The 14,153-nt window shown below is 66.3% G+C and carries 8 protein-coding genes; 6 read left to right on the forward strand and 2 right to left on the reverse strand.

All coding sequences use genetic code 11. The features are described 5' to 3' along the window. The 6 genes from AC1ROT_RS13225 to AC1ROT_RS13250 all read left to right on the forward strand — a co-directional run bounded on the left by AC1ROT_RS13225 (nt 1) and on the right by AC1ROT_RS13250 (nt 12,365). Nucleotides 1–2,478 carry a branched-chain amino acid ABC transporter ATP-binding protein/permease gene (locus AC1ROT_RS13225; protein ID WP_492999515.1) on the forward strand — a complete coding sequence of 826 codons (2,478 nt, stop codon included), beginning with the start codon at nt 1–3 and terminating at the stop codon, nt 2,476–2,478. 14 nt (nt 2,479–2,492) lie between these two features. Next, the gene (locus tag AC1ROT_RS13230; protein WP_492999517.1) at nt 2,493–3,716 is read left to right on the forward strand and encodes an amidohydrolase family protein; all 1,224 of its coding nucleotides are present in this window, start codon (nt 2,493–2,495) and stop codon (nt 3,714–3,716) included. Nucleotides 3,717–3,771: 55 nt separating this feature from the next. Then, a complete protein-coding gene (locus AC1ROT_RS13235) occupies nt 3,772–5,361 on the forward strand; it encodes a gamma-glutamyltransferase family protein (protein WP_492999519.1) in 1,590 nt (529 codons plus the stop codon). Between the two features lie 147 nt (nt 5,362–5,508). After that, the gene (locus tag AC1ROT_RS13240) at nt 5,509–8,844 is read left to right on the forward strand and encodes a transglutaminase family protein (RefSeq protein WP_492999521.1); all 3,336 of its coding nucleotides are present in this window, start codon (nt 5,509–5,511) and stop codon (nt 8,842–8,844) included. A gap of 42 nt (nt 8,845–8,886) precedes the next feature. Further along, complete coding sequence (locus AC1ROT_RS13245; protein WP_492973315.1) at nt 8,887–11,481, forward strand: circularly permuted type 2 ATP-grasp protein; 2,595 nt, start codon at nt 8,887–8,889, stop codon at nt 11,479–11,481. Beyond that, nucleotides 11,481–12,365 (forward strand): transglutaminase family protein, encoded by an 885-nt coding sequence (locus tag AC1ROT_RS13250; RefSeq protein WP_492973314.1) that lies wholly within the window; start codon nt 11,481–11,483, stop codon nt 12,363–12,365. Before AC1ROT_RS13245 ends, AC1ROT_RS13250 begins: the two co-directional genes overlap by 1 nt. 2 nt (nt 12,366–12,367) lie before the next feature. Here AC1ROT_RS13250 and hpxZ read toward each other — a convergent pair whose 3' ends face one another. Both hpxZ and AC1ROT_RS13260 read right to left on the reverse strand, forming a co-directional pair. Continuing rightward, nucleotides 12,368–12,745, reverse strand: a complete 378-nt coding sequence (gene hpxZ / locus AC1ROT_RS13255) for an oxalurate catabolism protein HpxZ (RefSeq protein WP_492973313.1) — start codon at nt 12,743–12,745, stop codon at nt 12,368–12,370. A gap of 12 nt (nt 12,746–12,757) precedes the next feature. After that, a complete protein-coding gene (locus tag AC1ROT_RS13260) occupies nt 12,758–14,149 on the reverse strand; it encodes an AtzE family amidohydrolase (RefSeq protein ID WP_492999523.1) in 1,392 nt (463 codons plus the stop codon). Nucleotides 14,150–14,153: the final 4 nt, after the last annotated feature.

Below are 14,153 nucleotides of genomic sequence, written 5' to 3' on the forward strand. Positions count from 1 at the left end.
ATGACCTCGCGTCCCATCATACCCATCGCCATCCTGCTGCTCACCGCGCTTGGCATCCTGCTGTCGGGCAGTGCCCAGGGTTACATGCTGCTGGTCCTTGCCCTGGTGGCGATGACGGCCACCGTCGGTGTCGGCCTCAATATCCTGCTCGGCCTCACCGGCCAGGTCTCGCTCGGTCATGTCGGCTTCTACGCCATCGGCGCCTACACGACGGCGGTGCTCAGCCTGAAGGGCATCAGCTTCTGGCTGGCCTTTCCTGCCGCCGGCCTGCTCGGCGGCGCGGTCGGTTTCCTGCTGGCACTGCCGGCGCTGCGGGTGAAGGGGCCTTATCTGGCGATGGTCACCATCGCCTTTGCCTTTATCATCGAGCATGGCGCGGTGGAATGGCGCGAACTGACCGGTGGCTCGAACGGCCTGATGGGCATTCTGCCGCCGGCGCTCGGTGGCATTTCGTTTGGCGAGCGCGAGATGGCGATCTTTGCTGTGTTGCTCGCCGGCTTTGCCTTCGCGCTCTATCACCGGCTCAGTGTCAGCGCCTGGGGCCTGGGGATGCGGGCGGTGCGTGACTCGGAAGTCGCGGCGCAGTCGCTGGGTCTCAATCCGGTGGTGATCAAGGTGACGGCCTTCGCGCTGTCGGCCGCGCTGACCAGCCTGGCCGGTACGCTGTTCTCGCCGCTGATGATGTTCATCGCGCCCAGCTCGTTTCCCTTTTTCCAGTCGATCCTGTTCCTGCTCGCCGTGATCATCGGCGGCGCCGGCTCGGTCTTCGGGCCCCTGCTGGGCGCTATCGTTGCCGTCGGTCTGCCTGAACTGCTGTCGGATTTTGCCGAATACCGGCTGCTGTTCTTCGGCATCCTGCTGCTCGTCGTGCTCTGGGCGGCGCCGCGCGGCATCATCGGCAGCCTGGTGGCGCGGTTCCGTCGCGAAGATCCGCGCGTGGCGCAGAATGACGGCATCGATCTGGCCGCATGGCTGAAGCCGGCCTCGGCGCTGCCGCTGATCGTTGAAGGTCTCAGCATCAGTTTCGGCGGTATCCGCGCCGCCCATGGCGTCGGCTTTGCGGCCGAACCGGGCAAGGTCACCGCCGTGATCGGCCCGAACGGCGCCGGCAAGACCACCGTGCTGAACATGATCGGCGGCTTCTACAGACCCGATCACGGTAGCATCCGGCTGGAAGACGATCTCGCGGGCCAGCCGGCCTGGGCCATCGGGCGGGCCGGCATCGCCCGCACCTACCAGACCACGCAGCTGTTCGGCGATCTGAGCGTACTCGACAATATCCGCATCGCGCTGCGGCGTGGCCGGCTCGGCATCCTGCTCGGTCGTAGCAAGGCCGGCGATGAAGCCGCAGTCGCCGAGGCGCTGCTGGCCTTCGTCGGCTATACCGGCCCGGTGGCGCGGCTGGCTTCCGCGCTGCCCCATGTGGATCGCCGTCTGGTCGAGATTGCCCGCGCGCTGGCCACGCAGCCGCGCGTGCTGCTGCTGGACGAACCCGCCGCCGGCTTGATGCGCGGCGACAAGGACAGTCTCAGCCTGCTTTTGCGCCGCATCGCCGATCTCGGCATCGCCGTGATCCTGGTCGAGCATGACATGACGCTGGTAATGGGCATTTCCGACCATGTCGTGGTGCTCGATGCCGGCACGCCTATTGCGGCTGGCCCGCCGGCGGATGTGCGGCAGAATCCGGCTGTTATCAAGGCCTATCTCGGTGGCGCCGAGATGAGCGGCCGCGCGCGGGCGCAGCCCTGGTCGGGTCCGGCCGACGCGGTGCTCGCCACCGTCAATCTCACGGCGGGCTATGGGGCCGCGCCAGTGCTGGAAACGCTCAGCATCAATGTCCGCCAGGGCGAGATGGTGGCGTTGCTGGGCGCCAACGGCGCCGGTAAGTCGTCGGCCATGCGCGCGATCAGCGGCCTGCTGCGCCCCATCGAAGGCTCTGTACTGCTCAACGACGCCGAACTGCGGCAACAGCCGGCGCACAGGATCGCGGCTTCCGGCCTGGTGCTGGTGCCCGAAGGCCGTCAGGTCTTCCCCGAACTCAGCGTGATCGACAATCTGCTGCTGGGTGCTTATACGCGTAAAGATGTGAAGCCCGAAGCAGAAGTCGCCGCCCTGCTGCAGCGCTTCCCGCGTCTGCGCGAACGCCTGCACAGCCGTGCCGGGCTTCTCTCGGGCGGCGAACAGCAGATGCTGGCCGTCGCGCGCGGCATGATCGCCAAGCCTGCCGTGATGATGCTGGACGAACCCTCGCTGGGCCTGGCGCCCACCATCATCAACGAGGTTTTCTCGGTGCTGGCCGATCTGCGCGACGAAGGGGTCACCATCCTGCTGGTCGACCAGATGGCCGTGCTGGCGCTGGCGGTGGCGGATCGCGCCTATGTGCTGGAATCCGGCCGCGTGGTGCGCGAGGGCAGCGCCGAAGCGCTGCGCGGCGACAAGGCGCTGGAAGCTGCCTATCTTGGCCATGCGGCGGATTGAGCTATAACAGCGTCATGCGCTTCGATCTGATTCTCCGCAATGCCCGTCTGGCCGGCCATGATGCCCCGGTCGATCTCGGCCTGCAGGCCGGCCGCTTCGCCGCCATCGCCGCCGGTCTGGCCGGGGAGGGCCCGGTCGAGGATATCGGCGGGCGGCTCGTCGTGCCGGGCTTCGTCGAAACCCATGTGCATCTCGACAAATCCTGCATCCTCGAACGCTGCAGCAGTGAAGGCACGCTGGCTGATGCCATCGCCGAAGTCGCCATTGCAAAAAAGGCCTTCACCGAAGACGATGTCTATACGCGGGCCAGGGCCACGCTGGAGAAAGCCATTCTCCAGGGCACCATGCGCATGCGCACCCATGTGGAAATCGATCCGCGCATCGGCCTGCGCAGCTTCGCCGCGATCAGGCGCCTGAAGGCCGATTACGCCTGGGCCATCGATCTGGAGATCTGCGTCTTCCCCCAGGAAGGCCTGCTGAACGACCCTGGCACCGAAGAGTTGCTCATTCAGGCCATGGACACCGGCGCCGACCTGATCGGCGGCTGCCCCTATACCGACAGCGATCCGAATGGTCAGATCGCGCGGATATTCGAGATCGCCAGGCGTTTCGGTACCGACATCGATTTCCATCTCGATTTCGATCTTGACCCGTCGCGCATGAGCCTGGATGAGGTCTGCCGCCAGACTCGGGCCCATGGCATGGCGGGTCGTGTCGCCATCGGCCATGTCACCAAACTTTCCGCTCTGCCCCCGGCGCAGCTTGAAGCCGTGGCGCAGCGTTTGAAAGAGGCCGGCGTTGCCGTCACCGTCCTGCCCGCCACCGACCTGTTCCTGATGGGCCGCGGCCATGACCACAATATCCCGCGCGGCGTGACCCATGCCCATCGCCTGAGCAGCTGGGGCGTCACCTGCTCGCTGTCGACCAACAATGTGCTGAACCCCTTCACGCCGTTTGGCGACGGCTCGCTGCTGCGCATGGCCAATCTCTACGCCAATATTGCGCAACTTGGGCGGCCGGCGGAAATGGCCGCCTGCCTCGATATGGTGACGGCGCAGGCAGCAAAGCTGCTCAACCTGAAGGATTACGGCATTACGGTTGGCAATCCGGCCGATCTGGTGGTGCTGGATGCCTTTGCCCCGGCCCGCGCCGTGGCCGAACTGGCGCCGCCGCTGTTCGGGCTCAAGCGCGGCCGGCGCAGCTTCACCCGGCCGCAGGCCGAGTTGCATCGGCCTTGACGCCGCGATCCGTGCGTCGCATTGATCGGACAAAGACTTCCCTGAGGTTTCCCCAATGCTGAACACACCGCGCGCCCGCCGGGGCATGGTCACCGCGCCGCATCATCTGGCCGCCGAGGCCGGGCTTGCCGTCCTGCGCGAGGGCGGCAATGCCATCGAGGCCACCGTGGCGATGGCAGCGGCGCTCACCGTGGTCTATCCGCATATGACCGGCATCGGCGGCGACGGCTTCTGGCTGATTGCGGCGCCCGGTAAAGACCCGGTCGCGGTCGAAGCCTGCGGCCGTGCCGCTGCGGCTGCTACGCCGGAACTATACAAAAGCAAGGGCCTGAGCAGCATTCCCTGGCGTGGGCCGCTGGCGGCCAACACAGTGGCCGCCACGGTGAGCGGCTGGGGCGAGGCGCTGAAGCTGAGCGCCGAACTGGGCGGCAAGCTGCCGCTGTCGCGTCTGGTGGCAGATGCGGTCTGGCATGCGGAACACGGTTTCGCCGTCACCCAGAGCCAGTATGACCTGACAAAGCAGAAGCAGCCTGAATTGCAGGACCAGCCGGGCTTTGCCGCGCGCTTCCTGCCCGGTGGCAAGCCGCCGGCCGAACGCAGCCTGATGAAGCTGCCGGCCCTCGGCGCGACCCTGAAACAGATCGGTGCGGTTGGCACGGAAGATTTCTATCGCGGCGCGCTGGCGAAAACGATCGCTGCCGATCTGGCGAAAGTCGGGAGCCCGGTCAGTGCTGACGATCTGGCTCGGCATCAGGCGCGCCGCCGTCCACCGCTCAGCGTCGCGCTCAAGGCGGCAAGGCTGTTCAACTTCCCGCCGCCGACGCAAGGCTTGTCGTCGCTGATGATCCTGGCGCTGTTCGAGCGTCTGGGTGTGCGCGAGGCCGAAGGCTTCGACTACCTGCACGGGCTGGTCGAGGCGACCAAGCAGGCCTTCCTGATCCGCGACCGCATCGTCGGCGATCCCGACAGCATGCCGGAAGCACCCGAGAAGTATCTCGAACCGGCGCTGCTCGATATGCTGGCTGCCAAGATCGACCGCCAGCACGCGCTCGCCTGGCCGCAGCCGGCCTCTGGCGGCGACACCACCTGGATGGGCGCCATCGACGGCAACGGCGTGGCTGTCAGCTTCATCCAGTCGATCTATTTCGAATTCGGCTCCGGCTGCGTACTCGATGAAACCGGCATCAACTGGCAGAACCGCGGCTCCAGCTTCCTGCTGGAGGGTGAGGGCCCGCGCCGGCTTGCGCCTGGCCGTATGCCGTTCCACACGCTCAACCCGGCCATGGCACGGTTCGAGGATGGCCGCACGATGGTCTATGGCACCATGGGCGGCGAGGGCCAGCCGCAGACCCAGGCGGCGGTCTACAGCAGATATGCCATGTACGGACAGGGCATACAGGCTGCGATCACCGCGCCGCGCTGGCTGCTGGGCAAGACCTGGGGCGAGAACAGCGTGACGCTGAAGCTGGAAAACCGGTTCGAGCCGGCGCTGGTCGCAGCCCTGAAATCGGCCGGTCATAATGTGGAAATCCTGGATGCCTTCACCGGCACCATGGGCCATGCCGGCGCCATTGTTCGGCATGCGGACGGCGTGCTGGAAGGCGCCACCGATCCGCGCAGCGACGGTGCGGCTGCCGGCTTCTAGGCCGGCTGCCTAAAAAACCGCCCCTAGTTTGCCGAGAGGGGCAACTCCCGGCAGCTTCTGGCGTTTTCTACTGGACAGCCGGCCGGCATACCGATTGCATCGTCTGGCCAGACACCCCGGGGGAAAGCCAGTCATGAGCGTGCCGGTATGAGTATCCAGGTTGCCCTTCATCACCGTACAACCTACCGCTACGACAAGGTAATCAGTCTGGGGCCGCAGGTGATCCGCCTGCGTCCGGCGCCTCATTGCCGCACCCCGATCCTGTCCTATTCGCTGACCGTTTCCCCCAAGGACCATTTCATCAACTGGCAGCAGGACCCGCAGGGCAATTACCTGGCCCGTCTGGTTTTCCCCGAACGTACCGACCATTTCGAGGTGACGGTCGATCTGGTCGCCGATATGGCGGTGATCAATCCCTTCGATTTCTTCCTCGAGCCGCAGGCGGAAGAGTTTCCCTTCGACTATGACCCCGCGCTGAAGGAAGACCTTGCGCCGTTCCAGCGCGTCGACCCGCCGGGCCGCCACCTGAGCTCCTGGCTGGCCAAGGTGCCGCGCGAGAAAAAGCGTACCATCGATTTCCTGGTCGGCCTGAACCAACGCCTGGCGGACGAGATCAAATATCTCATCCGCATGGAGCCCGGCGTGCAGACCGCCGAACAGACGCTGCAGCTGCAGAGCGGCTCCTGTCGCGATACCTCATGGCTGCTGGTGCAGGCGCTGCGGCATCTGGGTTTCGCCGCGCGCTTCGTCTCGGGCTACCTGATCCAGCTGGTCGCGGATGTGAAAGCGCTCGATGGGCCGTCCGGTCCGACTGCCGATTTCACCGATCTGCATGCCTGGGTGGAAGTCTATCTGCCGGGCGCCGGCTGGATCGGCTTCGATCCGACATCGGGCCTGATGGCGGGCGAGGGTCATATCCCGCTGGCCGCCACGCCCGAACCACAATCGGCGGCGCCGATCAGCGGCGCGTTGGAAAAGGCCGAGGTCGAGTTCGGCCACGAGATGAAGGTGACGCGTTTTCTTGAAACGCCGCGCGTCACCAAGCCGATCTCCGACGAGGCCTGGGAGAAGATGCTGGTGCTGGGCGATGCCGTCGACAAGCAGCTCAATGCCGGCGACATGCGGCTGACCATGGGCGGCGAGCCGACCTTCGTCTCCATCGACGACATGGAAGGCGAGGAGTGGAATACGGCGGCGCTGGGACCCACCAAGCGCCATTACGCCGGCAAGCTGCTGCGCCGTCTGGCCGACCGCTTCGCCGTTGCGCCGCTGCTGCATTACGGCCAGGGCAAATGGTATCCGGGCGAACAGTTGCCGCGCTGGGCGTTGAGCTGTCACTGGCGCAAGGATGGCGAACCGGTCTGGCGCGAGCGCGATCTGCTTGCGGCCGATGATGACGCCAGTGCCGGCGCCACGCCGCAGCAGGCCGATATCTTCACAGCGACGCTGGCGGAACGGCTGCAGGTCGATCCCGGCTATCGCATCCCCGGCTTCGAGGACCTCTGGTATTACCTGTGGCGCGAACGACGCCTGCCGGTGAATGTCGATCCCTTCCAGTCGCATCTGAAAGATCCGCTGGAGCGCGCGCGGCTGGCGCGGATTTTCGAACAGGGTCTCGACAAGACCGTGGGCTACGCGCTGCCGCTGACCCGCGAGCCGACTGCGAATGGCGCCAAGCGCTGGCGTTCGGGCCCGTGGTTCTTCCGGCCGCAGACCATGTATCTGCTGCCGGGCGATTCACCGATGGGCCTGCGCCTGCCGCTGGATTCCCTGCCCTGGGTGGCGGCGAAGGATTATCCCTACCAGCATGTGCCCGACACCATGACGGAGCAGCCGCCGCTGCCGCCGCATGCGCTGATGCGCCAGGCCAGCCGCACGGTCACAGACCGCATGCAGGACTGGGCCAAGGGCCGCGATTACACGACCGCGCCGCGCGAGCAGAAGCCGTTGCCGGCCAATCAGCAGTCGGACTCGCAGGTGGTGCGCACCGCCATGTGCATCGAGCCGCGCAATGGCCTTCTGCATGTGTTCATGCCGCCGCTGGAACTGGCGGAGGATTATCTCGATCTGGTCACGGCGATCGAAGATACGGCCGCTACCCTCGGGCAAAAGGTGGTGATCGAAGGCTATCTGCCGCCCCGCGATGCGCGGCTGATGAATTTCAGTGTCACGCCCGACCCCGGTGTGATCGAAGTGAACATTCATCCCTCTGCCGGCTGGCGCGAGCTGGCCGAGAAGACGACGGTGCTGTACGAAGAAGCACGCCAGACCCGGCTCGGCACCGAGAAGTTCATGCTCGATGGCCGCCATATCGGCACCGGCGGTGGCAATCACGTGGTGATGGGCGCGGGGACTCCGCCCGACAGCGCCTTCCTGCGCCGTCCCGATCTGTTGCGCAGCGTGGTCGGCTACTGGCAGAACCACCCCTCGCTCTCCTATCTCTTCTCCGGCCAGTTCATCGGGCCGACCTCGCAGCATCCGCGCGCCGACGAGGGCCGCGACGATGCGCTGGTCAACCTGCAGATCGCCTTCGACCAGGTGGCCAAGCATGGCGAGAACCCGCCAGCCTGGCTGGTCGACCGCATTTTCCGCAACGTGCTGGTCGATATCACCGGCAACACCCACCGCACCGAATTCTGCATCGACAAGCTCTATTCGCCCGATGGTCCCACCGGCCGGCTGGGTCTGGTCGAGCTGCGTGCCTTCGAGATGCCACCGGATGTACGCATGAGCCTGGCGCAGCAGCTGTTGCTGCGCGGCCTGCTCGCCGCCTTCTGGGAGGCGCCCTATACGCGCAAGCCGGTGCGCTGGGGCACGCGCCTGCATGACGAATTCCTGTTACCGCATTTCTGCCTGCAGGATTTCCACGATGTGCTGGAAGACCTCGGCCAGCACGGCTTCGATTTCGATCCGGCCTGGTTCGCCGCCCATGGCGAATTCCGCTTCCCCAGCATCGGCGGCTTTGCCGCCCGTGGCCTGGAGGTGGAGCTGCGCCACGCCCTCGAGCCCTGGCATGTGCTGGGTGAAGAGGCGGCGGCCGGCGGTACGGCCCGCTATGTCGACAGTTCGGTCGAACGCCTGCAGGTAAAGGTGAAGGGTCTTGTCGATGAGCGCCATGTGCTGTCCTGCAACGGCCAGGCGGTACCGCTGCGCGCCACCGGCGTGCCCGGCGAATATGTTGCCGGCATCCGCTACAAGGCCTGGGGGCCGCCCAGCGCCCTGCATCCCACGATCCCCGTGCACACCCCGCTGGTCTTCGATCTGTTCGACGGCTGGAACAGCCGCTCGCTTGGCGGGTGCACCTACCACGTGTCGCATCCGGGCGGACGCAACTACGATACCTTCCCGGTTAACGCCAATGAGGCCGAAGCTCGCCGCCGTGCCCGCTTTTTCAGCATGGGGCATACGCCGGGCCGCATGCCGGCCCCGGCCGCGCATCCCTCGCGCGAACAGCCGCTTACCCTCGACCTGCGAACGGGGTAACATTCGGCGCCCGATTCGACCCCATCGAATGCCGATGCCGTGATGAATTCGCCTCTGCAGGCTCAGGACCGTCCATCGGCCGCCCGTTCACCGGCTGGCCGAGTTGCGCCTCCGGCCGCGCTGCCGCCGGATCTGGCCAACGCCTATGACGAGATGGTCACCGGCCAGGGCATCATCCGTGCCCATTGGCAGCCCCTGCTGGCGACCTTGAGTGAGCTGGGTGCCGCCGGTCTGGCCGAGCGTGCTGAACGCGGCCGCCAGTATCTGGAAGATGAGGGCGTCACCTATAATCTCTACGAGTTGCCCGACAGCACCGGCGGCGCCATCGCGCCGCCTCTGCCGGAACAGCGCCCGTGGCGGCTCGATCCGGTGCCGGTGCTGCTCTCGGCCGAGGAATGGGCCGGCATCGAGGCCGGCCTGATCCAGCGCGCGCAGCTGATGGATGCCGTGCTGCGCGATCTCTATGGGCCGATGACGCTGTTGCGCGATCATCGCATTCCGCCGGCGCTGGTCTACGGGCATCGCGATTTCCTGCGCGCTGCGCGCAACGCCGATGGCCGGCCGCAGGGCCGCATGCTGCAGCATTACGCGGCCGAACTGGTGCGCGGGCCCGATGGCCTGTGGCGCGTGATCGCCGACCGTACGCAGGCGCCGGCCGGTGCGGGTTACGCCTTGCAAAACCGCCGCGTGATGTCGCGTCTGCTGGGCGGCGCATTGCGCCAGTGCCGTGTGCGCGCGCTCAACACCTATTTCGAATACTGGCAGGCCGATCTGACGGCGCGCTCGCCGAGCCGTGCCGACAACCCACGCATCGTGCTGCTGACACCCGGCCCGTATAACGAAGCCTATTTCGAACATATCTACATCGCGCGCGAACTGGGCGCGACGCTGGTGGAAGGCGCCGACCTCACCATGCGCGACGGCCGCATCTTCATGAAGACGCTGGCCGGTCTGGAGCAGGTGGATGTGATCGTGCGCCGGCTCGATGGCGAATGGTGCGATCCGCTGGAGCTGCGCGCCGATTCCACGCTGGGCGCCGTCGGCCTGCTGCAGGCGGCGCGCAACAACCAGATTGCGGTCTGCAACGCCATCGGCAGCGGTCTGGTCGGCGCGCCGGCGCTGCAGGCTTTCCTGCCCGGTCTGGCGCAGCAGATGCTCGGCCAGGAGCTGACCATGCCGTCGGTCGCTACCTGGTGGTGCGGCCAGTCCTATGCCCTGAAAGAAGTGGAAGAACGCTTCGACACACTGGTGATCCGCGGCGCCTATGGCCTGCAGGACCAGCCTGTGTCGGTGGCGAGCCTTTCGGAAGCCGAGAAGGCCAGCCTGCTGGCGCAGGTGAAGGCGCGGCCAGCCGATTACGTGGCGCAGGAGCGTATCGTGCCGTCGGTCTCACCGGGTCTGGGCGAGCATGGCCTGGAGCCGCAACCGATCCTGCTGCGCGTGCAGGTGGTCGCCGATGGCGACGGCTATGTGGTGATGCCCGGCGGCCTGGCGCGGGTGCCACAGAACAACGATCCCTTCGGTGCCACCCTGCAGCGCGGCGGCGTCAACAAGGATGTCTGGGTGGTGGCGAAGGACGAAGCGCCCACCATCATCCGCGGCACGGCCACGCGCCAGCGTCTGACACTGCGCCGCTCGTCGGGCACGCTGCAGAGCCGCGTTGCCGACGATCTGTTCTGGCTCGGCCGCAGCGTCGAGCGTCTGGATGATGGCGCCCGTCTGCTGCGCGCGGTGCTGTCGCGCCTGGTCGGTGAATTCTCCTCGGCCCGCGATCTGGTGGAGATGGCGGTGCTGGCCCGCGCGCTCGTCCGCTGCGGCATCGTTGACCAGAAGGCGGCCGCTGCGCCGCCCGATTCTGCGTTATTCACCACCACGATCACGCGGGCCTGCACCTCGGGCCATCTGCTCGGCCAGACTCTGGATGCCATCGAGCGGCTGGCGGCTGTGGCGCGACATCGCTTCTCGGCTGATATGTGGCGCATGTTCAACCATCTGCTGGGCGAGCTGCGGCAGAGCCGGGCGGCGGCCACCGGTGACGCCGATGCCATGCTGCAATTCTGCGACCAGATGATCCGCGCCACCGCGGCCATCGCCGGCATGCTGTCGGAACACATGACGCGCGGTTCGGGCTGGCGCTTCCTCGATTTCGGCCGCCGTCTGGAGCGCGCCATCTTCATCGCTCGCAGCGTCTCGGCCGCCACCACCGTGCTGGGCAACAGCAACGACAGCGCCTTCCGCATCGCGCTGGAAGTCAGCGACTCCACGCTCACCTACCGCCGCCGCTATCGCGCCGCCCTGCAGCCGGCCGCCGTCTTCGATCTGCTGTTGCTCGATGCCAGCAATCCACATGCTCTGGCCTTCCAGCTCCATGCCATGGCCCAGCATCTGGATGCCCTGCCCAATCCGGACGCGCCGCCGCGCGGCGCCGACTGCATGGCGCTGGCGCGGCCGTTCACCGATCTGGTGGCATTGTTCGACCGCGACGACATTCCGCGCGAAGAGATGATCCATCTGGCATCGCGCCTGCGCGGCAGCCTGGATGCCGCCTGCGATGCGCTGATGGATATTTCCGACCAGCTCTCGCGGACCTATTTCAGCCATGTCCAGGTGGCGCGCAGTTTCGGGTTCGGCTCCTGATGAAATACCGTCTGCGCCATACCACCTCTTACAGCTACTCCTGGGCGGTCGATATTTCGCATCACATGCTGCATCTGGCGCTGCCCGATCTGCCGCGCCAGCGGGTGAAAAGCTGCCGCGTCAGCACCAATCCCGATTCCGGCATATTGCGCGAACAGCATGATCATTTCGGCAACCGCATCGCTTATCTCGCGATCGCGGAATCGCACACACGTTTCGATGTGGAGCTGCGCGCCGAGATCGAGGTCGACCCGGTGCAGCCGCCGGATGCGGCCGCCACGCCGGCCTGGGAATCCTTACGCGATGCGCTGTCAGGCGACGGCTTCCCCGAACCGGTGACGGAGAGCGAATTCGTTCAGGACTCGCCGATGGCAGAACCCGACGATGCCATCATCGCCTATGCGACCGCCAGTTTTCCGCCGGGCCGTCCGGTGCTGGCCGCCGTGCGCGAACTGACCGAGCGCATCTTCAAAGATTTCCGCTACGATCCCGCCGCCACCGACATCTTCACGCCGGTGGCAACCGTGATGCAGAAGCGCGCGGGTGTCTGCCAGGATTTCGCCCATCTGCAGATTGCTATGCTGCGCGGCCTTGGCCTGGCCGCGCGCTATGTCTCGGGCTATATCCGCACGGTTCGCGCCGGCGACGATCCGGGCACCGGGTTACGGGGCGCCGATGCCAGTCATGCCTGGGTCAGTGTCTGGTGCGGGCCGGAGCATGGCTGGATCGATGTCGATCCAACCAACAACCTGATCTGCTCGGACGAGCATGTGATCGCCGCTATAGGGCGGGATTACGGCGATATCAGCCCGGTGCGTGGCGTGGTTCTGGGCGGTGGGCCGCATCGCATCGGCGTCGCCGTCGAGCTTTTGCCGCTGCAGTAATCCTATTCCTGCAGCAGGCTCACATGGGCCGAGACCACCCGCCAGCCCTCGGCCGTGCGGATCCAGGTCTGGCTTTGCCGCCCGGTCTTGGTTGAATTCTTCCGCTTGAACTCGGTGTTCGCCGTGGCGAAGTCGCGGCCATAGGTGGTGATGCGCGTGTTGAAGATATCGCGCTCCAGCCCGACCGAAGGCCGCCCGGCGCGGAAGGCCTTGATCTCGTCATAGCTGTGCAGGTTCTCTGTGACGCCATAGCGCAGGGTCAGCGGGCTGTTATGGAACAGTTCGTCCAGCACATCCACGTCGTTGGTAGTCAGCGCCTTTTCATAGCGCATGAAGGCAGCGGTCATTTCGGCAACGACGTCGGGGAGATTGATGTCCATGCGGTCCTCTGTTTAAACAGCCAACGAGGCGGCAATGCCGCTCTGCTCCAGCCGGCGCGCGACGCGCAGGGCCAGTTCTTCTTTCCAGGGGGCAGCGATGATCTGCACGCCGATCGGCAGCATCCCCTTGCGATCCGCGTAAGGCGCCGCCACCACCGGCAGGCCGATGGCCGAGATTGGCTGGGTGAACAGGCCGAGATTGGCGCGCACCGGCATCTCCACGCCGTTCAGCGTCATCATCACCTGACCGAGCTTGGGCGCGACACGCGGCGTTGCCGGCGCCAGGATGATGTCGACATCCTTGAAGACCTCCAGCACGCGGGTCTGGTAATAGCGGCGGAAGCGATGCGCCTGCACCAGCCAGTCGCTGGGCAGCATCAGGCCGGCGAGGAAACGGTCGCGCACGGCGGGATCGAAGTCGTCGGCCCGGGTCTTCAGCCGTTCGCGATGCAGGTTGGCGCCTTCGGTGGCGGTGATCACATAGGCCGCCGCCCGGCCACGCTCGGCTTCCGGGATGGTGACGCGCGCTTCGGCTTTCAGCTCCCTGGCGAAGGCGGCAACCGCTTCATGCACTTCGGCATCGCCCTGGTCGGCGAAATAGCCGTCGGCGATGGCGATGCGCAGGCCATCGATGCCGGCATCCAGTTTGGCGCTGACCGGTTCGCTCAGCCGCTGGGCGCACCAGGCGTCATGGCTGTCCGGTCCCTGCATGGCATCGTAAGACAGGGCCAGGTCGACGACCGAGCGCGTCATCGGACCCAGATGATCCAGATCGGCCACGAAGGGAAAGCTGCCATAGCGACTCAGCCGCCCGAAGGTCGGCTTGAGGCCGAACAGGCCGCAGAGCGAGGAGGGCACGCGGATCGAGCCATTGGTATCCGAGCCAAGCGCCAGCGGCACCATGCCCGAGGCGACGGCGGTGCCCGAGCCGCCGGACGAGCCGCCCGACATGCAGCTGGGGTCATGCGGGTTGCGCGAGGGGCCGTAATGCACATTCTCGCCGGTGAAGTCATAGGCGTATTCGCCCATATTCAGCGCGCCGACCAGGATGGCGCCGGCGGCTTCCAGCCGCTGGATCAGCGTTGCATCGGCTTTCGCGGTCGGATGATCGCGGTTGATCTTCGAGCCGGCCAGGGTGGCCAGACCGGTCACGTCGAACAGGTTCTTGACCGCGAAGGGAACGCCGGCGAGCGGCCCGAGCGGTTTGCCTTCGTCCCGCGCCTGGTCGATGGCGGCAGCTTTCGCGCGGGCCCGTTCGGAGGTGACGGCCGTGAAGGCGTTCAGGGCCGGATTGGTGGCCTCGATGCGCGCCAGCGACACGCGCAGCGCCTCGGTGGCCGAAAGCTTGCCGCCCTGCACGGCCGCGGCGATGTCATGGGCCTTGCTCTGCCAGTCGATGCTCATGGTT

It is taken from the genome of Ferrovibrio sp. GW821-FHT12E11 (assembly GCF_058806975.1).